At 72.2% G+C, this 21,219-nt stretch carries 20 protein-coding genes and 1 pseudogene; 20 read left to right on the top strand and 1 reads right to left on the bottom strand.

Annotated features, from left to right (window positions below):
• The first annotated feature begins 170 nt into the window (after positions 1-170).
• The 19 genes and pseudogenes from ACFSL2_RS08670 (at position 171) to ACFSL2_RS08580 (ending at position 18,111) form a co-directional block, all read left to right on the top strand.
• Positions 171-668, top strand: coding sequence for an ArsR/SmtB family transcription factor (locus tag ACFSL2_RS08670; protein WP_377197463.1), 498 nt, complete (start codon positions 171-173; stop codon positions 666-668).
• A 92-nt stretch (positions 669-760) separates the two neighbouring features.
• Entirely contained in the window at positions 761-1,942 is a 1,182-nt protein-coding gene (ftsY, locus tag ACFSL2_RS08665) for a signal recognition particle-docking protein FtsY (protein ID WP_377197462.1), read from the top strand.
• 236 nt (positions 1,943-2,178) lie between these two features.
• Positions 2,179-3,441, top strand: coding sequence for an ammonium transporter (locus ACFSL2_RS08660; protein ID WP_377197461.1), 1,263 nt, complete (start codon positions 2,179-2,181; stop codon positions 3,439-3,441).
• A 43-nt stretch (positions 3,442-3,484) separates the two neighbouring features.
• Positions 3,485-3,823 (top strand): P-II family nitrogen regulator, encoded by a 339-nt coding sequence (locus ACFSL2_RS08655; RefSeq protein ID WP_377197460.1) that lies wholly within the window; start codon positions 3,485-3,487, stop codon positions 3,821-3,823.
• Between the two features lie 20 nt (positions 3,824-3,843).
• The gene (locus ACFSL2_RS08650) at positions 3,844-5,685 is read left to right on the top strand and encodes a [protein-PII] uridylyltransferase family protein (protein ID WP_377197459.1); all 1,842 of its coding nucleotides are present in this window, start codon (positions 3,844-3,846) and stop codon (positions 5,683-5,685) included.
• 9 nt (positions 5,686-5,694) lie between these two features.
• A complete protein-coding gene (ffh, locus tag ACFSL2_RS08645; protein ID WP_377197458.1) occupies positions 5,695-7,335 on the top strand; it encodes a signal recognition particle protein in 1,641 nt (546 codons plus the stop codon).
• Positions 7,336-7,448: 113 nt separating this feature from the next.
• Complete coding sequence (locus ACFSL2_RS08640; protein WP_377197457.1) at positions 7,449-8,570, top strand: amidohydrolase family protein; 1,122 nt, start codon at positions 7,449-7,451, stop codon at positions 8,568-8,570.
• Between the two features lie 226 nt (positions 8,571-8,796).
• Positions 8,797-9,222, top strand: coding sequence for a 30S ribosomal protein S16 (rpsP, locus tag ACFSL2_RS08635; protein WP_377197456.1), 426 nt, complete (start codon positions 8,797-8,799; stop codon positions 9,220-9,222).
• Entirely contained in the window at positions 9,222-9,461 is a 240-nt protein-coding gene (locus ACFSL2_RS08630) for an RNA-binding protein (protein WP_108491086.1), read from the top strand. Before rpsP ends, ACFSL2_RS08630 begins: the two co-directional genes overlap by 1 nt.
• 154 nt (positions 9,462-9,615) lie before the next feature.
• Positions 9,616-10,218: a ribosome maturation factor RimM gene (gene rimM / locus ACFSL2_RS08625; protein ID WP_377197455.1), complete on the top strand. Its 603-nt coding sequence runs from the start codon at positions 9,616-9,618 to the stop codon at positions 10,216-10,218.
• Between the two features lies 1 nt (position 10,219).
• A complete protein-coding gene (trmD, locus tag ACFSL2_RS08620) occupies positions 10,220-11,011 on the top strand; it encodes a tRNA (guanosine(37)-N1)-methyltransferase TrmD (protein ID WP_377200792.1) in 792 nt (263 codons plus the stop codon).
• Between the two features lie 239 nt (positions 11,012-11,250).
• The gene (rplS, locus tag ACFSL2_RS08615) at positions 11,251-11,598 is read left to right on the top strand and encodes a 50S ribosomal protein L19 (protein WP_253869465.1); all 348 of its coding nucleotides are present in this window, start codon (positions 11,251-11,253) and stop codon (positions 11,596-11,598) included.
• 311 nt (positions 11,599-11,909) lie between these two features.
• On the top strand, positions 11,910-12,578 hold the full coding sequence (lepB, locus tag ACFSL2_RS08610) for a signal peptidase I (protein WP_377197454.1): 669 nt from the start codon (positions 11,910-11,912) through the stop codon (positions 12,576-12,578).
• A 3-nt stretch (positions 12,579-12,581) separates the two neighbouring features.
• Positions 12,582-13,271, top strand: a complete 690-nt coding sequence (locus ACFSL2_RS08605; protein WP_377197453.1) for a ribonuclease HII — start codon at positions 12,582-12,584, stop codon at positions 13,269-13,271.
• Between the two features lie 7 nt (positions 13,272-13,278).
• Entirely contained in the window at positions 13,279-13,578 is a 300-nt protein-coding gene (locus tag ACFSL2_RS08600) for a DUF2469 domain-containing protein (protein ID WP_020016858.1), read from the top strand.
• A gap of 164 nt (positions 13,579-13,742) precedes the next feature.
• Entirely contained in the window at positions 13,743-14,174 is a 432-nt protein-coding gene (locus ACFSL2_RS08595) for a YraN family protein (protein ID WP_377197452.1), read from the top strand.
• On the top strand, positions 14,174-15,721 hold the full coding sequence (locus tag ACFSL2_RS08590) for a YifB family Mg chelatase-like AAA ATPase (protein ID WP_377197451.1): 1,548 nt from the start codon (positions 14,174-14,176) through the stop codon (positions 15,719-15,721). The genes ACFSL2_RS08595 and ACFSL2_RS08590 overlap by 1 nt, the downstream gene beginning before the upstream one ends.
• A pseudogene (gene dprA / locus ACFSL2_RS08585) lies at positions 15,714-16,784 on the top strand (DNA-processing protein DprA); the annotation flags it as partial. The gene ACFSL2_RS08590 and the pseudogene dprA, both read left to right, overlap by 8 nt.
• 373 nt (positions 16,785-17,157) lie before the next feature.
• Positions 17,158-18,111: a tyrosine recombinase XerC gene (locus ACFSL2_RS08580; RefSeq protein ID WP_377197450.1), complete on the top strand. Its 954-nt coding sequence runs from the start codon at positions 17,158-17,160 to the stop codon at positions 18,109-18,111.
• A 573-nt stretch (positions 18,112-18,684) separates the two neighbouring features.
• On the opposite strand, the gene ACFSL2_RS08575 is transcribed toward ACFSL2_RS08580, so the two are convergent.
• Positions 18,685-19,521, bottom strand: a complete 837-nt coding sequence (locus tag ACFSL2_RS08575) for a peptidoglycan DD-metalloendopeptidase family protein (protein WP_377197449.1) — start codon at positions 19,519-19,521, stop codon at positions 18,685-18,687.
• A gap of 560 nt (positions 19,522-20,081) precedes the next feature.
• Here ACFSL2_RS08575 and rpsB point away from each other — a divergent pair.
• Positions 20,082-21,131 carry a 30S ribosomal protein S2 gene (rpsB, locus tag ACFSL2_RS08570; protein WP_377197448.1) on the top strand — a complete coding sequence of 350 codons (1,050 nt, stop codon included), beginning with the start codon at positions 20,082-20,084 and terminating at the stop codon, positions 21,129-21,131.
• The last annotated feature ends 88 nt before the right edge of the window (positions 21,132-21,219 follow it).

The raw sequence follows: 21,219 nt of genomic DNA, 5'->3' as shown, positions 1-21,219 counted from the left end.
GTCAGGCATGGTCGACCTCGATTGTTCGGGCCCCGGCGGGCGTGGCGGGAGATCCGCGGATCCCCAGGCGATGAAGCGCACAGCAGCACCCTGGACGAGTGATTGAGGTTTGTCAATCACTTTGGTCCGGCCCGTCAACGGGCTGCCCGCTCTTCAGTAGGCTGCTGGTCATGACCGAACGCCGGCAGGCGACCGACGCGGAGGCGAAGGCACTCGCCTCTGCTCTGCGCCTGCGCATCCTGCGCATCTGCGTGCGGGAGCCGCACACGAACAAGGAGATCGCGGCGATCCTCGGTCGAGACCCGGCCAGCGTGCTGCACCACATCAGAACGCTGGTCCGCACCGGGTTCCTGGAGGCGCAGGAAGAACGGCGCGGCGCGCGCGGCGCACGAGAGATCCCGTACCTGGCGACGCGCAAGAGCTGGCACCTCGAAACGCCCGCGCTGGACCGGTCGATGCTCGACGCGTTCCTGGAGGAGCTCGCCCTCGTCCCCGCGACCGAGGCCGAGGGCACCAGGATGGCGCTACGCCTGCCACCGCCGCAGATGGAGGAGTTCCGCACCCGGATCAAGGATCTACTGGAAGAGTTCGCCGCCCGCCCGGACGACCCGACCGCGCCCGCCTGGTCGTTCTTCATGGTGGTGCACGCCGACCCGAACCGGCCCTGACGACGGCGTCCAGCCAGGTGTCCTGACCGAGCCGGCGCGACGCCGGACCGGGGCGCCCGCACCGTCGCCCGCGGGATGAAAGAATCTGGGGCGTGAACGAGCTTCCCTGGATCGAGATCATCTCCGCCGTCGCCGTCCTCGTGGGTGGTGGCGGCATCGCCGGCCTCGTCGTCGCCCGGCGCCGGAGGCGCACCCAGGACCAGGGTGGCGGTCAGGCGACCGTCGAGCGCGAGCCGACGGCGAAGCCGGAGGAGGCGGCCGAGCCAGGGACCGCCGCCGAGCCGGGAGCTGCTGCCCCGACCCGGGAGCCTGCCCGCGATGTGCTCGAGAAGCCCGCGCCCACGGCCGGCCGTCTGGTGCGCCTGCGCGACCGGCTCGCGCGCTCGGGCTCGCCGCTCGGCGCCCGGCTGCTGTCCGTCCTGTCCCGCGACTCGCTCACCGAGGACGACTGGGACGAGATCGAGGAGGAGCTGCTCCTCGCGGACGTGGGCGCCGGCCCCACCACCGAGCTGCTGGAGTCGCTGCGCACCAAGGTCCGTGTGCTGGGTGTCCGCGAGCCCGGCGCGGTGCGTGACCTGCTGCGCTCCGAGCTCGTCGCGCTCCTGGACCCGGCGCTGGACCGGACGCTGCGGACCGAGCCGACCACCGCGGAGGACGGCACGCACCTGCCCGCCGTGACCCTCGTCGTGGGGGTGAACGGCACGGGCAAGACGACGACGGTCGGCAAGCTCGCCCGCGTGCTGGTGGCCGACGGCCGCAGCGTCGTGCTCGGCGCCGCCGACACCTTCCGCGCGGCTGCCGCCGACCAGCTCACCACGTGGGGCAACCGCGTGGGCGTGCCGACGGTGCGCTCGGACCGAGAGGGCGCCGACCCCGCGTCGGTCGCGTTCGAGGCGGTGGCGCGCGGCCGCGACGAGAAGATCGACGTCGTGCTGGTGGATACCGCGGGCCGCCTGCAGAACAAGGCGGGCCTCATGGACGAGCTCGGCAAGATCGTGCGGGTGTCGAGCAAGGTGGCCGCGCCGAGCGAGGTGCTGCTGGTGCTCGACGCGACGACCGGGCAGAACGGCCTCTCGCAGGCACGGGTGTTCGCCGAGGTCGCGGGCGTCACGGGCATCGTGCTGACCAAGCTGGACGGAACCGCCAAGGGCGGGATCGTCGTGCAGGTGCAGCGGGAGCTCGGCGTCCCCGTCAAGCTCATCGGCCTCGGCGAGGGCCCGGACGACCTGGCGCCGTTCGACGTCGACGAGTTCGTCGACGGCATCCTCGGGTGAGCCGGAGACGCAGCGCAGGGTGTGGGCCGAGGTACGAGGCACGCGCCCGGAGCGGAGTCGCAGGCTCACCCGACACAGGTAGAGCGTGAGCCTGCGACCCCCGGTGTGAAACGAGACGTTTACCCTCCTCCGGCCTGCTTCACGCGCCCGTAACTCCAAGGTGTGTCCGGTGAAACGGCCCTTCGCGACTGTGTTGCGAGCCCAGCACTCCGAGCTGGCCAAGAGAGGATCGTCATATGGAACTGGACACCGGAGCCACAGCGTGGATGCTGATGTCAGCGTCACTCGTGCTCCTGATGACTCCCGGTCTCGCCCTCTTCTACGGCGGGATGGTCCGGGGGAAGTCCGTGCTGAACATGATGATGATGTCGTTCGGTGCCATCGCCGTGACCGGTGTCGTCTATGTGCTGTGGGGCTGGTCGATGTCGTACGGCGCCGACGTGGCGGGCATCTTCGGCAACCCGCTGGACCAGTTCGGTCTCGCCGGTGCGATCTACGACGACGCCGGTGAGTTCATCATCGACGACTTCGGCGTGCCCGCGATCGTCGGTGTCGGGTTCCAGGCGACGTTCGCCATCATCACCGTCGCCCTGATCTCGGGTGCGATCGCGGACCGCGTGCGGTTCGGCTCCTGGCTCGTGTTCGTCGGCCTGTGGGTCACGCTCGCGTACTTCCCGATGGCGCACATGGTCTGGGGCGGTGGCCTGCTCTCGCCCGACGGCCCGTTCGCGAGCATCGCGACGCCGATCGACTTCGCCGGCGGCACGGTCGTCCACATCAACGCGGGTGCTGCGGCACTCGTGCTCGCGCTGGTCATCGGCAAGCGGAAGGGCTTCGGGTCGGAGCCCATGCGCCCCCACAACCTGCCGCTCGTCATGCTGGGCGCCGCGCTCCTGTGGTTCGGCTGGTTCGGGTTCAACGGTGGCTCCGCCTTCACGGCCGACGGGTTCGCCGGCCTCGCCTGGGTCAACACCACCGCCGCGACCTGTGCCGCCATCCTCGGCTGGCTGGTCGTCGAGAAGCTGCGTGACGGCTCCGCCACCTCCCTCGGTGCCGCGTCCGGCGTGGTCGCCGGCCTGGTCGCCATCACGCCGGCCGCCGGTGCGCTGAGCCCGGTCGGCTCGGTCGTCGTCGGCGCGATCGCTGGCGCGCTCTGCGCCTTCGCGGTCAGCCTCAAGTACCGGTTCGGGTTCGACGACTCGCTCGACGTCGTCGGCGTGCACCTCGTGGCGGGCCTCTGGGGCACCGTCGCCATCGGCTTCTTCGCCACAGAGAGCGGCCTGTTCTACGGCGGCGGCGCCAGCCAGCTCGCCGTCCAGGTCATCATCGCCGTGATCGCCGTGCTCTTCTCCGCCGTGATCACACTGGTCCTGGCCCTCGCGATCAGGCCGTTCGGCTGGCGCGTCTCCGAGGAGGCGGAGGTCAGCGGCATCGACCTCGCCGTCCACGGCGAGACGGCCTACGAGAACTCGGGTTCCACCATCACCGAGGTGCGCTGACCGTGACCACGGTGCAGCGTCCGACTGCTAGGGAGGTACGCGCATGAAGCTCGTCACGGGGATCGTCCAGCCCCACCGGCTCGACGACGTCAAGACGGCGTTGGAGAGTGCCGGTGTCCGCGGGATGACGGTGAGCGAGGCCAGCGGCTACGGCCGGCAGAAGGGGCACACCGAGGTCTATCGCGGTGCCGAGTACACCGTCGACCTCGTGCCCAAGGTCCGCGTGGAGGTCCTGGTGGCCGACGCGGACGTCGCGGCCGTCACCGACGCGATGGTGAGCGCCGCCCAGACCGGCAAGATCGGCGACGGCAAGGTCTGGGTCGTGTCGGTCGACGACGTGGCACGCGTGCGCACCGGCGAGCACGGCGACGCGGCACTCTGACCGGGGGCGATCGACGACGCATGACACGTGACCCGGTGTCCGAGGACGCCAGGGAGCCGGCGCAGGCTCCGCACCCCGCGGACGGGGTGCGGGGCCTGCGCGAGCAGCTCCTCACGATCGCGGCCGACCTCACCGGGCCGGGCCGGTCGGGCCAGGCCCGGCGGTCCGCCGTCGGCCGGCGGGTCACCGACCGGCTCGCCGTCCTCTTCGCCGAGGCGACGCGCGACGTGGTGCCGACGGGTATCGCTCTCGCCGCGGTCGGAAGTCTCGGGCGCGACGAGCTCGGTCCGCTGAGCGACCTGGACCTGGTGCTCGTGCACGACGGTCGCTCGCACGGCCCGGAGGAGCTGCAACGGGTGGCCGAGCGGCTCTGGTACCCGCTGTGGGACTCGGGCGTGGACCTCGACCACGCCGTGCGGTCCCTGCACCAGTGCCGTCAGGTGGCGGCCAGCGACCTGCCCGCGGTGATCGGCTGGCTCAGCGTGCGTGCGGTGGCGGGCGACGCCACGGTGGTGCACCGGGCGGCCTCGGTGGTGCTGAAGGACTGGCGCTCCGCGGCCCGGCGCCGACTGCCCGAGCTCATCACGTCCACCAGGGAGCGCGCGCAGCGGGCGGGCGAGCTCGCCTACCTCATCGAACCGGACCTCAAGGAGGCGCGCGGCGGCATCCGGGACGCGGTGCTGCTGTCCGCGCTGGCCGCGACCTGGCTCACGGACCGTCCGCACGGTGCGGTCGACGCCGCGGCGACCCACCTGCTCGACGTGCGCGACGCCCTGCAGGTGGTCACCCGGCGACGTACCAGCCGCCTGCTCCTGGCCGACCTCGAGGAGGTCGCCGAGCACACGGGCTACGACGACGGCGACGACCTCCTGGCCGGCCTGGCCGAGTCGGGCCGCACCATCTCGTACGCGCTCGACCTGACCGTCCGGCGGGCGCGGCAGGCCCTGACGCGCCCGGTGGGGGTCGGCAAGCCGCTGATGGTGCGCGGCCGCCGCACGCCGCCCCGGCTGCGGGTCGTGGGCGAGGGCCTGGTCGAGCACGACGGCGAGCTGGTGCTCGCCGTCGGCGCCCGGCCGGCGTCGGACCCGCTCCTGCCCCTGCGGGCCGCGGCGACGGCGGCCCGGACGGGGCTCGTGCTGTCGCCCGTGACGATCGGGAGCCTGGAGCAGTGCCCGCCTCTGCCCGAGCCGTGGCCGCCGCCCGCACGCAAGAGCCTGCTCTCGCTGCTGGCGGCGGGGCAGGCCCAGGTGCCGGTGTGGGAGGTGCTGGACCTCGCCGGGGTCGTCACCACCTGGATCCCGGAGTGGGGCGACATCCGCAACCGGCCGCAGCGGGCCGCGATCCACCGGCACACCGTGGACCGGCACCTCGTGGAGACCGCGGCCGAGGCCGCCCGGCTGCGCCGGGGGCTGACCGGATCCTCGAAGGGGTCCGGGCAGCGCCGGAGTGCGGCCGCCGGCGACCTCCTGCTGCTGTCTGCGCTGCTGCACGACATCGGCAAGGTCCGCGACGTGCCGGACCACTCGGCGGAGGGGGCGGTGCGGGTACCTCGCATCCTGGGGCGTGCGGGGTTCCCGCACCACGTGGTCGACGACGTCACGCGGCTCGTGCGACACCACCTCACGCTGGCGGACCTGGCCGTCCGAGCCGATCCCGACGACCCGGCCACGGTCGCGGAGCTGCTCGAGGCGGTGGACCACCGGAGCGACCTGCTGCGGGTGCTGCGGGCGCTGACGGAGGCGGACACCACCTCCCTCGGACCGAAGGCCTGGACGGACTGGCGCGCGCAGCTGGTGAACGGGCTCACCGAGCGGGCGCTCGCCCAGCTCGCCGATGAACGCGGGCGGAGCGGACTGGATTAGGCTGTGTCCGTGTTCAATTCCCTGTCCGACCGGCTTACCTCGACGTTCAAGAACCTGCGCACGCGGGGCCGTCTCTCCGAGGCGGACATCGACGCGACCGTGCGGGAGATCCGCCGCGCCCTCCTCGACGCCGACGTCGCGGTGCCCGTGGTCCGCGAGTTCACCGCCGCGGTGCGCGAGCGCGCGCTGTCGTCCGAGGTGTCCGGTGCGCTGAACCCGGCCCAGCAGGTCGTCAAGATCGTCAACGAGGAGCTCGTCGACATCCTCGGCGGGGCGACGCGCCCGCTGACGCTGGCCAAGACGCCGCCCACCGTCATCATGCTCGCGGGTCTCCAGGGCGCCGGTAAGACCACCCTCGCCGGCAAGTTGGCGCACGCGCTGAAGGGTCAGGGCCACACGCCGGTGCTGGTCGCCGCGGACCTCCAGCGCCCCAACGCGGTGACCCAGCTCTCCGTGGTGGCCGAGCGCGCCGGTGTCCCGGTGTTCGCACCGCACCCGGGCAACACCAGCGAGGCCGACGACCCCGCGGCAGACGCACCCCTGATCGGCGACCCGGTCGGTGTCGCGCGGGACGGCGTCGCGTATGCGGAGGAACGCCAGCACGACGTCGTGATCGTGGACACCGCCGGTCGCCTCGGCATCGACGAGGTGCTGATGCAGCAGGCCTCGGACATCCGTGCCGCCGTGAACCCGGACGAGGTCCTCTTCGTCATCGACGCGATGATCGGTCAGGACGCGGTGAACACCGCGAAGGCCTTCGCCGACGGCGTCGACTTCACGGGTGTGGTGCTCTCGAAGCTCGACGGCGACGCCCGCGGTGGTGCCGCGCTGTCGGTCGCCAAGGTGACCGGCCGGCCCATCATGTTCGCGTCCACGGGCGAGAAGCTCACGGACTTCGAGGTCTTCCACCCCGACCGCATGGCGAGCCGCATCCTCGACATGGGTGACGTGCTCACCCTGATCGAGCAGGCCGAGAAGGCGTTCGACGCCGGCGAGGCCGAGAAGATGGCAGAGAAGCTGGCCACCGGCCAGGACTTCACGCTTGCCGACTTCCTGGTGCAGATGCAGCAGCTCAAGAACATGGGCTCGATGAAGAAGATGCTCGGGATGATGCCGGGCATGGGCCAGATGCGCGAGCAGCTCGACCAGTTCGACGAGCGCGAGGTGGGTCGCATCGAGGCGATCATCCACTCGATGACGCCGGCCGAGCGCGACAACCCGAAGATCATCAACGGTTCGCGCCGCGCCCGCATCGCCAAGGGTTCCGGCACCACGACCACGGCCATCAACCAGCTCCTGGAGCGGTTCGACAACGCCCAGAAGATGATGCGGCAGATGTCCAAGGGCGGCGGCATGGGACCCGGCGGCGTGCCGGCGATGCCGGGCGGCCCCGGCATGGGCATGGGCAAGAAGTCCCGTGGCAAGACGCAGCCGCCGAAGAAGGGCAAGAAGGGCAAGTCCGGGAACCCGGCCAAGCGCGCCCAGCAGGAGAAGGAGGCCATGGAGCGCGCACTCGGCGGTGGCCCCGCCAGCACCCCGTCGGCGCCCGCGGGCTCGGCCTTCGGTGTCGCTCCCCAGAAGAAGGACGAGGCGCCGGACCTGAGCAGCATCGAGCTGCCTCCGGGCCTGGAGAAGTTTCTGGGTCGGTGACCTCCGCCGGCGGTTCCGGCGGGAGGGCCGTGGCCCCGCTGGTGCGGTAGGCCGCTGGTCGTACGAGGGCAGGGCGTGTCCACAGGGTGAATCGGGGAGAGCGAAGGAGCCGGATGTCTGCGCTGGAAGGTCCGACCGCGGCGATCCGCGGACGCATCCTGCTGGGTGACGACCGCGAGGCCGAGGAGATCTGGGTCCGCGGGGGCCGCGTCAGCCTGACCCGTCCCTCGGCGCAGGGCACGAACATGCAGGTCCTGGAGGGCTGGGCGGTGCCGGGCCTGGTGGACGTGCACTGCCACATCGGGTTGGCGGCCGACGGCGCCGTGCCCCCCGAGGAGGCCGAGAAGCAGGCGGTGGCGGACCGTGACGCCGGGGTGCTGCTCATCCGCGACGCCGGCTCGCCCCTGGACACCGCCTGGGTGCACGATCGCAGCGACCTGCCGCACCTGCTGCGGTCCGGGTCGCACCTGGCGCTGCCCAAGCGGTACCTGCGCAACTACGGGCTCGAGCTCGAGTCCCCGGAGCTGCTGCCCGAGGCCGTGCGTACGCAGGCACGCCGTGGCGACGGCTGGGTCAAGCTCGTGGGCGACTGGATCGACCGCACGCTGGGAGCCGACGGCGACCTGCGCCCGCTGTGGACCGACGACCTGCTCGCGGAAGCGGTAGCCGTGGCGCACGCCGAGGCGGCGCGGGTGACGGTGCACGCCTTCGCCACCGAGACCATCGACGGGCTGCTGGCCGCCGGTGTGGACTGCATCGAGCACGGCACCGGGATGACCGCCGAGCACATGGCGGTCGCGGCGGAGCGCGGGATCGCCGTCACCCCCACGTTGCTGCAGGTCGGGCAGTTCGAGAACATCGCGGCGCAGGCCGACGGCAAGTACCCCGTGTATGCGGAGCGGATGCGCGCCATGTACGCGAACCGTTACCAGCAGGTGCGGGACCTGCACGCGGCGGGCGTGCAGCTCCTGGTCGGCACGGACGCCGGCGGGACCATCTCGCACGGCCGCATCGCCGACGAGTGCGCCGAGCTGGTCGCCGCAGGCCTCCCGGCAGCGGAGGTCGTGGCGATGGCGTCCTGGCGGGCCCGGGACTACCTGGGCTTCGGGGCGGTCGTCGAGGGGTCCAGCGCCGACCTCGTCGTGTACCCGGCGGACCCGCGCGAGGACATCGAGGTGCTGCGCCACCCCACGGCGGTCGTGCTGCGCGGCACTGTCTACCCGACCCCCCACTGACGTGTCAGAAACCCCGGCCACGCGGGTGTCCCGTGCGTCTGACACGCCGGGGAGCGTGTGACGCACACGCGGTTGGTGGGCGCTCCCGCCGTCTGGCACAATATGCAGGTACTCGGCGTGCCCGGACCCCTCTCACCTGGTCATGCCGTGTCCCGGTCTCACACACTGCTTCACCCCACGTCGCGGTGCGCGGACCACCCCATCAGAAACCAGGAGAGACCACTTCGTGGCTGTCAAGATTCGTCTCAAGCGCCTCGGCAAGATCCGGGCACCGTACTACCGCGTCGTCGTCATGGACTCGCGCACCAAGCGTGACGGCCGTGCGATCGAGGAGATCGGCAAGTACCACCCGACCGAGGAGCCGTCGCTCATCGAGATCAAGTCGGAGCGTGCGCAGTACTGGCTCGGGGTCGGCGCACAGCCGTCCGAGCAGGTCGCCGCTCTGCTCAAGATCACCGGTGACTGGCAGAAGTTCAAGGGCCTGCCCGGTACCGAGGGCACCCTCCGGGCCAAGGGCGACAAGGCCGACGCGACCGCCGCCATCGAGGCAGTGAACGCCGACGCCGAGAAGGCCAAGGCCAAGGCCGCTGAGAAGGCTGCTGCTGCCGCCGCCGAGGCTCCGGCTGCGCCGGCCGAGGGCGACGAGGCCTGATGCTCTCGGAGGCCCTCGAGCACCTGGTGCGCGGCATCGTGGACAACCCGGAGGACGTTCGCGTCTCCGCGAAGACGCTGCGCCGTGGTGACCTGCTTGAGGTCCGCGTGCATCCCGACGACCTCGGCCGAGTGATCGGCCGGGGAGGTCGCACGGCTCGCGCACTGCGCACCGTGATCGGTGCGCTTGCCACCGAGGGCCCGGTGCGGGTCGACGTCGTGGACGTCGACCGGCGCTGATCAGCATCGCGCTGCGGGGAGACCCGTGCTGTACGACGACGAGGCCCGGTCCGAACGCGGACCGGGCCTTGCTCGTTCCCGAGCGGCCGGCGGCCGCTCAGCACCGGCGGCCGAGCTCGGCGATATCCCCCACACTTCATCTTCGAGGAGAGACATGCAGCTGACCGTCGCCCGCGTCAGTAAGGCGCACGGGCTCAAGGGCGAGGTGGCCCTCGACCTGCGTACGGACGATCCGGAGGCCCGGCTCGCGGTCGGCGAGCGGCTCGAGACCGTGCCGGCCGACGCCGGTCCGCTGACGGTCACGCACGCACGCGAGCACCAGGGCCGGTGGCTCGTCACGTTCGCCGAGGTCTCCGGCCGGGACGCGGCGGAGGAACTGCGGGGGACGGAGCTCGTCGTCGAGGTGGACGCCTCCGACGAGGAGGACGCCTGGTACCCGCACGAGCTCGCGGGCCTGCGCGTCGAGCTCACGGACGGCACGGCGATCGGCAAGGTCGTCTCCCTGGAGTACCAACCGGCGCACGAGGCGCTGCTCGTCGAGGAGACCCTCCCCGGCGGTGGCACGGCCCGTACCCTCGTCCCGTTCGTCATGGCGATCGTTCCGGTGGTCGACGTCGCAGGCGGTCGTGTCGTGCTGGACCCGCCCGGCGGGCTGCTGGCACGGGACGCCGACGCGGCGATCGTCGACCGTGCTGATGATGTCGACGCGGTCGACCGTGCTGATGATGTCGACGAAGTCGACCGTGAAGACGGCTGACGTGCGCGTCGACGTCATCTCGATCTTCCCCGACTACCTGGCGGCGCTCGACCTGTCGCTCGTGGGCAAGGCGCGCCAGCGCGGTCTGCTGGACCTGCGCGTGCACGATCTGCGCGACTGGACCACCGACCGGCACCGCACGGTGGACGACACCCCGTTCGGCGGGGGAGCGGGCATGGTCATGCGTCCCGACGTGTGGGGCGTCGCGCTCGACGAGGTCCTGGACGCCGGCGCGGCGGACACCCACCTGATCGTCCCGACGCCGTCGGGCGAGGTGTTCACGCAGCGGCACGCCGAGAGCCTGGCGTCGGCCGAGCAGCTCGTGTTCGCCTGCGGACGGTACGAGGGCATCGACGCGCGCGTGGCCCAGCACTACCGGGACAGTGGCGTCACGGTGCACGAGCTGTCGATCGGCGACTACGTGCTCAACGGTGGTGAGGTCGCGTCGCTCGTCATGATCGAGGCAGTGGCACGGCTGATCCCCGGCATGGTCGGCAACCCGGACTCGTTGGTCGAGGAGTCGCACGGGGCGGCGGGCCTGCTGGAGTACCCCGTGTACACCAAGCCGCCGTCGTGGGCGGACCTCGAGATCCCGGAGGTGCTCCTGTCCGGGCACCACGCGAGGATCGAGCGCTGGCGCCGGGACCGTGCGCTGGAGCGGACGGCGCGGCTGCGTCCGGACATGATCGCGGCGCTCGACGTGGCGAGCCTGGACAAGCATGACCTGGCGCTGCTCGCCGAGCTGGGCTGGGTGCCCGGTACCGACGGCGACGGCGGGCTCGTCCGGTCCTGACGCCGCACGAGCGACGTCACACCTGCTCGGGACGTCGACCGGGGAGCCGGTATGGCAGAATGAGCCGTCGGTGCGTCGCCGGTCAGGTCTCTGCCACAGGGGACGACCGGGGCGGGCAACCGCCCCTGACCGGGTGAAGCCGCACCAGCATCCACACCCTTCCGGGACCCGCACGGCCAGCAGGCCGTGGCAGGGCCCACGATATTCGCGCCTGACCTGTGGCAGGCCCGGAGAGAACAATGCAGAAGCTCGACATGATCGACGCAGCCTCGCTGCGGTCCGACATCCCGGAGTTCCGCGCCGGCGACACCGTCAAGGTCAACGTCAAGGTCGTCGAGGGCAACCGCTCTCGTGTCCAGGCGTTCCAGGGCGTCGTCATCTCCCGCCACGGCGGCGGGATCGGCGAGACGTTCGCTGTCCGCAAGGTGAGCTTCGGTGTGGGCGTGGAGCGCAAGTTCCCGCTGCACGCGCCGTCGATCGAGTCCATCGAGGTCGTCAGCCGCGGCATCGTGCGTCGCGCCAAGCTCTACTACCTGCGCGAGCTGCGCGGCAAGAAGGCGAAGATCCGCGAGAAGCGCGAGAGCTGACGCGCCCGAGCGCTCCAGCACCAACGACGTCGGCCGGCACCCTCAGCCCGAGGGTGCCGGCCGGTCTCGTAACGACCCTGGTGTGCGGGTCATTCGCCGGACCCGTGCACGACCGCGCGACCATTTCGCCGCGGACGCTCCGAGGTGACAGAGTTACCCTCGTGACGAGTTTCGACCGGGTGGCGCCGCCCACCCCTATCGATGGGACGCCCTTGAGCGCAGCAGATCCGTGGGAGAACAGCGGGGCTCATCGTCGAGGCGGGGCTGCCCACGGTCGTGAGCCGAGGAAGCAGCAGTCGAGCTTCGTCGCGATGCTCAAGGAGATCGGGATCATCGTGGTGAGCGCGCTGATCCTGTCGTGGCTCATCAAGACGTTGCTGGTGCAGCCGTTCTACATCCCCAGCGCCTCCATGGAGGACACCCTGACCGAGGGCGACCGGGTGATGGCATCCCGGTTGACGCCTGGCCCGTTCGACCTGAAGCACGGAGACATCGTCGTCTTCGTGGACCCGGGGGACTGGCTGCCGCCGTACCCGGCGCCGGACCGCGGCCCGATCGGCAACGCGGCCACCTCGTTCCTGACCACCGTGGGCCTGCTGCCCCAGGACACCGGTGACCACCTCATCAAGCGCCTGATCGGCCTGCCCGGCGACGAGGTCGTGTGCTGCGACGCCGAGGGGCGGGTGTCGGTGAACGGCACCCCCATCGACGAGACGTACATCAAGCCCGGCTCCGTCCCCAGCCAGGACCCGTTCGAGGTCACGGTCCCGGACGGCATGCTCTGGGTCATGGGTGACAACCGCCAGGACTCGCAGGACTCGCGGTACAACCGGGGCAAGCCGGGGGGCGGTTTCGTGCCGGTCGACAACGTCGTGGGCACTGCCTTCGCCACGGTGTGGCCGCTCGACCGCCTGAACTGGCACAACCATCCGAGCGACGTCTTCGACGGCGTCCCGGACGCGCCTCCCGCGGAGAAGTAGGTGGTGCGCGCGGTGCCTACCTTGCGGCAGGAACGGGCGCTCCTCGCCTCGGGCGCACGCCTGGTGGCGGGCATGGACGAGGTGGGGCGCGGTGCGCTCGCGGGCCCGGTCAGCGTGGGCGTGGTGGTGGTCGACTCCGCCACGCGTACCGGTCCCAAGGGAGTCGCCGACTCGAAGCTGCTGACGCCGGCCGCACGCGAGGCCATCGCGCCGGCCGTGCGGAGCTGGGCGGTGGCGTGGGGCGTGGGCCATGCGGGGCCGGCCGAGATCGACGAGATCGGGATCATCGCGGCCCTCCGGGTGGCCGGCCGGCGCGCGCTCGCACAGGTGCGGCTGCTCTGTGGCGACGTCGACGTCGTCGTCCTGGACGGCAAGCACGACTGGCTCTCGACCCCGTCGCTCGACCTGTTCGCGGCAGCGGACGCGCCGGACGACGGTGCCCCCGACCCCGCGGTGCGCACGCTGATCAAGGCCGACATGACCTGCACGTCGGTGGCGGCCGCCAGCGTGCTGGCGAAGGTGGAGCGCGACGCGATCCTGGTCGAGCTGGCGCAGCGGCACCCGGAGTACGCGTGGGACCAGAACAAGGGCTACAGCGCGAAGGCCCACATGGACGCCCTCGGGCTGCACGGGCCGACGCCACAGCACCGCAGATCCTGGAACCTGCCCGGAACCGCGGCGTCGGTGGGATGATGTCGTCGTGAGCGCCGAAGACCTCGAGAACTACGAGACGGAGATGGAGCTCGCGCTCTATCGCGAGTACCGCGATGTGGTGGGCCTGTTCGCCTATGTGGTGGAGACCGAACGCCGGTTCTACCTGGCCAACCAGGTGGACCTCCAGGTGCGTTCCGCCGCGGGCGAGGTGTACTTCGAACTGCGGCTCGGTGACGCCTGGGTGTGGGACGTCTATCGCTCCGCACGCTTCGTCAAGTCGGTGCGCGTCGTCACGTTCAAGGACGTGAACGTCGAGGAGCTGGCGAAGGCGGAGTTAGCGCTCTGAGGGGTGGACCCAACCCGTAGTACGCCGCTACCGACCCTCGTGACGGCGCCCCAACGGTTCGTGCGCTACCTCGACCCTGTGGATCGTCGAGCTGTGCACAGGTGAGCCGGCGCCGCCGTCGGACGGCCCCTCCGTGACCAAGGCTGGTCACGGAGGTGGACGCGATGGCGAAGAAGGACGGCGTGGGCCGGTACGGCGAGCGCGTGGCGCTGCGGCACGTGGAGGCGCGCGGCTGGCAGGTGCTCGACACCAACTGGCGCGGCACGGACGGAGAGCTCGACATCGTCGCGCTCGACGACGACGTGCTCGTGGTGATCGAGGTCAAGACCCGGTCGGGCCACGGATTCGGGCATCCCGCGGAGGCGGTCACGCCACGCAAGCTGGCCCGCATCAAGCGGTTGACGGGGCAGTGGCTCACCGTGTTCCGCGAGCGGCTCGCCGCGGACCGGATGCTGGAAGAGGCGGTCCCGGGCAGTGCCGTGCCCGTGCTGCCGGACGTGCGCACGCGCTTCGGCGCCGTCCGGATCGACGTGGTGGCGGTGACGCTGCAGGCCCAGGGGCGTCCTGTCGTCGAGCACCTCGAGTCGGTGGCCTGATGGGCACCGCGACCACGCGGGCCGTGTCGCTCGTCGGGATGCAGGGGCACGTGGTGGAGGTGCAGGCACACCTCGCGGCGTCGGTCCCCGGGTTCACGCTGGTGGGCCTGCCGGACACGGCGCTGAGCGAGTCACGCGACCGGGTGCGGGCAGCGGTGACCAGCACGGGCCTGTCGTGGCCCGTCAAGAAGATCACGGTCAACCTGTCGCCGGCGTCGCTGCGCAAGCAGGGCAGCGCCTACGACCTGGCGATCGCCGTGGCGGTGCTGGCGGGTGCCGAGGGGCCCTCGTCCGCGGGGCTGCGTCGGACGGGACTCGACCGGGTGGTGCACCTGGGCGAGCTCGGTCTCGACGGGCGTCTCCAGCCGGTCCGCGGAGTGCTGCCCGCGGTCGCGGCTGCCGTCGACGCGGGCTACCCGGACGTCGTGGTGGCGGCCGGCGACCTCGACGAGGCGCGGCTCGTGCCGGGTGCGCGGGTCGTGGGGGCCGCCAGTCTCGCCGAGGTGGTCGCGCTGCACGGCGGCCCGCCGGAGCTGGTGCGCGACGTGGTGACCGTGCGGCCGACCCGCACCGCGCTGTCCGCACGGCTGCCGGGCGACCTGGCCGACGTCCTGGGGCAGGCGCGCCCGCGCGCGGCCCTCGAGGTGGCGGCCGCCGGCGGGCACCACCTGCTGCTCGTGGGTCCGCCGGGAGCCGGCAAGACGATGCTGGCCTCGCGTCTGCCGGGGATCCTCCCGGACCTCACCGACCGGGAGGCCGTCGAGGTTACCGCCGTGCACTCCGTGGCGGGCACGTTCGACCCGGGCGGCGGGCTGATCCGCCGGCCGCCGTTCGAGGATCCGCACCACACGGCGACCCAGGCCGCCGTGGTGGGTGGCGGGTCCGGGATCCCGCGGCCGGGTGCGGTGTCCCGCGCGCACCGCGGCGTCCTGTTCCTGGACGAGGCCCCGGAGTTCGGGGCCAAGGTGCTGGAGACGCTCCGGCAGCCGCTGGAGCAGGGCGAGCTCGTCATTCACCGGTCGGGCGGCGCGGCGCGGTACCCGGCACGGTTCCAGCTCGTGCTGGCGGCCAACCCGTGTCCGTGCGGCCTGGCGGTGGGCAAGGGCTTGGAGTGCACCTGCTCGCCCACGGTACGGCGCCGGTACTTCGCACGGCTGTCCGGCCCTCTGCTGGACCGGGTCGACGTGCAGGTCGAGGTGCAGCCCGTCGACCGGGTGGAGCGCGCGGAGGGCGGCGCCGAGCCGACGGCGGCGGTGGCCGCCCGGGTGCTCGCCGCGCGCGAGGCCGCACGGGCCCGGCTGGCCGACACACCCTGGTCGACCAACGCCGAGATGCCGGGGCGGTTCCTGCGCGACCTGCTCCGGCCGCACGCGGGTCTGCTCGGTCCGATCGAGCGGGCGATGACCGACGGGCAGCTCAGCCTGCGGGGTGTCGACCGCGTGCTCCGGATGGCGTGGACGATCGCCGACCTCGCGGGACGTGGTGCGCCCACGGTGCCCGACGTCGGGAACGCGCTGCTGCTGCGGACCGGGGGCGACCATGGGTGAGCCGCTCTTCGACCTGCCTCGCTCGGGGCTCGGGTTCGACGCGGACGATCCGCTGCTCGCGCGGGCCGCGTGGAGCCGGATCGCGGAACCGGGGGACCCGGTGGCCGGTGCTCTGGTGGGCAGCCTGGGACCGGTCGGCGCACTCGACTGGCTGCTGGACGCGGCCCGGGCGCCCGAGACGGCCGGTGCCGCGCTCCGGCGGATCGGTGCTGGGGTGCTGGACGCCGTGCCGGGCCGCGGGCCTGCCGCGCACCCGGGCAGCCGGACCGATGCTCCCGGCCGTCTCGTCGGGCCGGTCGCCGAGGGGCCGGCCGCCGGGCCGCCCACGTCTGGTGCCCGTGCGGCAGGGCTGCTGCTCGCCGCCGTCCGGCGCTGGGCGCCGCGGCTCGAGCGGCTCGACCCCGCGGGAGAGCTCAGGGTGCTCGGCCGGTACGGGGGCACGTTCCTGGTGCCGGACGACCCCCGCTGGCCGGCCGGATTCACCGGGCTCGGTGCGGGCGCCCCGCTGGCGCTGTGGATCCGGGGCGACCCGGACCTCACGCGGCTGGGGGCGCGGTCGGTGTCGCTGGTCGGCTCCCGTGCCTGCACCGACTACGGCGTCCGTGTGACGCGGGCCCTCGCCTGCGGGCTGGCCGACCGGGGATTCACGGTGGTCTCCGGCGGTGCCCACGGCATCGACGCGGAGGCCCACCGCGGTGCGCTCGTGTCAGGGGCACCGACCGTGGCGTTCCTCGCGGGAGGTGTGGACCGGCTCTATCCAGCGAGCAACACCGACCTGCTGCTGCGAACCATGGAGCACGGCGCGGTGGTGAGCGAGGTGCCACCGGGATCGGTGCCGGGCAAGCAGCGGTTCCTCAAGCGCAACCGGCTGATCGCGTCGCTCACGTCGGGCACGGTGGTGGTGGAGGCGTCGGTGCGGTCCGGCGCGCTGTCCACGGCCAACCACGCCGCGGCGCTGCTACGGCCGCTGGGCGCGGTGCCCGGCCCGGTCACGTCCATGGCTTCCGCAGGGTGCCACGAGCTGCTGCGCCGTGGCGCCGCCGTGTGCGTGACCGACGCGGCAGAGGCCGCCGAGCTGGTCGGGGACCTGGGCGAGAGCGCGCCGGAACGCCGTCGGGAGACGCGGCCGGGCGACGATCTCGACGACGTGGGCAAGGCGGTGCTGGACGCGTTGCCCGTACGCAAGGCGGCGCACGAGCGCTCGATCGCCCGTACGGCAGGGCACGCGCTCGGCGATACGACGGGTGCGCTCGGCCTGCTGGAGCTGATGGGGCTGGCCGAGCAGAAGGACGGAGGCTGGCGCAGGCGGTGAGAAGGGCGCGCCGGCCAGGATTCCGGCGTCGGGTACGGGTTTCGACCCGGTGGGTCTCGTCACGGGCGAAAAGTGGCGGCGCGCCTTCTTTGTCGCGCGGCAGTTGAGCTGCACACTGGCAAACGTGGACCTTACCGACCTGTCCGGCTTGCCGCGGCTGCCCGAGCAGCTGTCCGACGCCGTGTCGCGGTTCGCCCGGTATCTCGATGCGCAGCGCGGGCACTCCGCTCACACGCGGCGTGCCTATGTGGCGGACGTGACCGATCTCCTGCGGTACGCGATGCGGCACGGCACCACGCGGCTCGACGCGATCGACCTCACGTTGCTGCGGAGCTGGCTCGCGTCCCAGTCCGACCGGGGGCTCGCCCGATCCACGCTCGCCCGTCGTGGCGCCTCGGCCCGCGCGTTCCTGCGCTGGGCGCACCGCTCGGAGCTGGTTCCCGTCGACCCCTCGGCGCGTCTGGCGAGCCCCAAGGTGCCGCGCACGCTGCCCACCGTGCTCGACGTCGACGCGGCCAGCAGCCTGCTCGACGGCGCCCGGGCCGCAGCGGAGGACGCCGACGAGGCTGCGCGGCCGATCGCCCTGCGTTCGTGGGTCGCCGCGGAGCTGCTGTACGGGGCGGGGATCCGCGTGGGCGAGCTGGTGTCGGTCGATGTCGGGCACGTGGACTCGCGCGACCGGCTCGTGCGCGTGCTCGGCAAGGGGGGCAAGGAGCGGGTGGTCCCGTTCGGCATCCCGGCGGCCCGTGCCGTGGAAGCCTGGCTCACCGACGGCCGGCCTGCGCTGGCAACGGCCGTGACGGGCGATGCGCTGCTGGTCGGGGAGCGCGGTGGGCGCTGGGGTCAGCGCCAGGTGCGCGAGGCAGTGCACCGGCTCGCGGCCCAGGCCGGGGTCGACGACGTCGCTCCGCACGCGCTCCGACACTCCGCGGCCACCCACCTGCTGCAGGGCGGGTCGGACCTGCGCGCGGTGCAGGAGGTGTTGGGCCACGCCAACCTCGCGACCACGCAGCGCTACACCCACGTGGACGCCGAGCGGTTGCGCAGCGTCTACGCCCAGGCTTTCCCGCGCGCCTGACGGCGGCTGCTCGGCGGTGTGCTGGGCCGGCGGTGTGCTTGCGTTGTGCTTGCGGTGGGCCGCGACCTGCCGAACCGCAGGTTGTGAGTGAGCTGCTGGGGCTGAGCCGCAGGTTGCGGGGTTGGGTTGCCGAGCCGCACGTTGCGCGTGAACCTGAGTGCCGAGCCGCACGTTGCGCGTGAGTTGGGTTGCCGAACCGCAGTGGGCACGTACATCCGGGCGTCGATGGACACGTGAGTTGCGGTTGGCCGCCCGGTGGACCTTTAGGTTGCGGTTCGGCGACCGCCCGTGGACGTGCGGCTTGCGGTTCGGCAGCCGCCCACGGACACGGGGCTGCCGCTGGGGAACTTGCGGTTCGGCGGCCGGTCGTGGACGAGTGCCTGGTGGCCGAGCAGCTCGCGGCTCAGGGGCCCCGCCGTGGACGCGTAACTTGCGGGTCGGCGGCCTCGAGTCGGGGGCTCGCTTGTTTTGCCGGCCGATGGTTGGTGCGAATCAGGATGGCGAAGCGCCTGCGACCCTTTGCCTCGGCCCTTGCTGCCTCGACCCGTTGCTGGCGGGTCAGCAGGACCCAGGTCAGTGGTCCGGCAGGAGCACGATCGGCGGGCGGTACAGCAGGGAGAGCGGATCGATGTAGCGCTCGCCCCGTCGCACACCCCAGTGCAGACAGGACCGGGGTGCGCAGTGGCTCGCCGTCGTGCCGCCGCCCTCACGTTCGTGTCCGGACCCGTCGTGGTCCGACCCATCGCCACCACCTGTCCCGCCGCTACGCCCACCATCGCTGCTCCCATCACCGCCACTCCCACCACCCACGCCGACGGCCTCCACGTCGCCGCCCTCCACGACGCCGATGGCGGTACCGGCGGCGACGGCTGTGCCGACCGGCACCGTCGCGGCGACCGGTTCCAGGCTGGTGCGTAGCCCGTCCGGGTGGGTGACCACGACGACACCACGTCGGGCGACCTGCCCGGCGAAGGTCACGATCCCAGGTCCGGGGGACAGCACGCTCGATCCACGCGGTGCGGTCAGGTCGACGCCGCGGTGTCCGGCTCCCCAGATCTCCTCGGGCGGGTCGAACCCGCGCTCCACGCCGGACGGCGGGTCCACGCCGGCGACGGGCGGAACGTAACCGGTCGAGCCGGCACGGGCGTCGGCACCTACGTCCCCGCCAGAATCCGATCCACCCGAACCCGATCCACCCGAACCCGATCCACCCGGTGAAGAACCGGTCCAGCGGGAGCCCGGCCCGATGTCGACGCCGGCGCGGATCGCGACGTCGGGCCCGGAGCGCATCGCAGCGGCCGGCACCGTCGCGGGGAGCGCGACGAGGGCGACAGCGAGCAGCGCGATCAGGATGGCGATGCGCGACCGGCCGAGAACCTGGTCGTGAGCATGGCTGGCACGAGATGTCATGCCGCGAGCATCGCCCGGCGGGGGGCGCCCCGGAAGGCCCGCGGCGGGCGCCTGTGCACAGAGAGGCTCGAGTCCCTCCTGTGGTCGTGCTCGCCGCCTACTGCCGCCGTCGCGCGGGGCTTCCCGTTGCTGCGGCGAACGTGTTGCAGAGCGCCGTGGAGCAGACTCCGACGGGTCCCGCGGGTGCCGCGTGCAACGTCACAGCCGCGGCCGTGCGACGTCACAGCCGCCGCATGGTGCTCGGGTCCTCGGTGCAAGGGCTGGTCGGGTAGACTTCCACCCGCGACCGGCATGCACGCCCGTCGGGCAGACGGACAGTTTCGCTGACAGTCCGCCCGGCAGGGAGAGCAACCGATCGACAACGCGCGTCACATCAAGTCGCATCCGGCAGCGGTCCGGCCCCTCAGGGTCGGCGTCGGGCACGACGTGGCGCCAGGGGCACCGAGATAGCAGCGGTGCCGATCCAACCCAACCGCGGCCCGGGGCTGTCAGTTCCGGCGCCGCCTGAAATGCGTGCGGAGGACCCGAGTCGATCTCGGACCGCACCGAAAGGACGTGTCATGGCCGTCGTGTCCATGCGCCAGCTCCTCGAGAGCGGTGTCCACTTCGGACACCAGACCCGCCGTTGGAACCCGAAGATGAAGCGCTTCATCTTCACGGAGCGCAACGGCATCTACATCGTCGACCTCCAGCAGTCGCTGCAGTTCATCGACAACGCCTACGACTTCGTCAAGGAGACGGTCGCCCACGGCGGCTCCATCCTCTTCGTCGGCACCAAGAAGCAGGCACAGGAGCCGGTGGCCGAGCAGGCCGCCCGCGTCGGGATGCCGTACGTGAACCACCGCTGGCTCGGTGGCATGCTCACCAACTTCACCACCGTGCACAAGCGCCTTCAGCGGATGAAGGAGCTCGAGGAGATCGACTTCGACGACGTGGCCGGCTCCGGCCTCACGAAGAAGGAGCTCCTGGTCCTGCGCCGTGAGAAGGACAAGCTCACGCGCACGCTCGGCGGTATCCGTGACATGGCCAAGGTTCCCTCGGCCGTGTGGATCGTCGACACGAACAAGGAGCACCTCGCGGTGGACGAGGCCCGCAAGCTGGGCATCCCCGTCGTCGCGATCCTCGACACCAACTGCGACCCCGACATGGTCGACTACGCGATCCCGGGCAACGACGACGCGATCCGCTCCGTCACGCTGCTCACCCGCGTGATCGCGGACGCCGCCGCCGAGGGGCTCATGCAGCGCCACTCGGGTGGCAGCAAGACGGGTGCCGAGGCCGAGGCCGCCGCCGAGCCGCTGGCCGAGTGGGAGCGCGAGCTCCTCGCCGGTACCGAGGGCACCGTCGAGGCTCCGGCCGAGACCACCGAGGGCACCGTCGCCGCGGCGTCCGCCGAGGCTGCTGAGGCCGCCACCCCGGCCGCTCCCGCCGAGGTCGTCGAGGCTGCGGAGGCCGCTGAGGTCGCCCCGGCTCCGGCTCCCGAGGTCACCGAGCCCGTCGAGGTCGCTCCGGCCGCCGCCCCCGAGGCCACCGAGGCCGTCGCCGCGGTCGCTCCGGAGACCGCCGAGGCCGAGACCGCCGAGACCGCCGAGGCCGAGACCGAGAAGTGACGTGCTGCGCTGACCGGGTCCGGCTCGTCCGGACCCGGTCAGCGCATCGCTCCTCGGGTCGCTAGACCTCCCACGAACAACACGACTG

Origin of the sequence: Promicromonospora aerolata, from assembly GCF_042682255.1 — a bacterium.
Classification (GTDB): Bacteria; Actinomycetota; Actinomycetes; order Actinomycetales; family Cellulomonadaceae; genus Promicromonospora; species Promicromonospora aerolata.
Note: the sequence above shows the minus strand (reverse complement) of the source record. Positions and strands in the feature narration are given on the sequence as shown.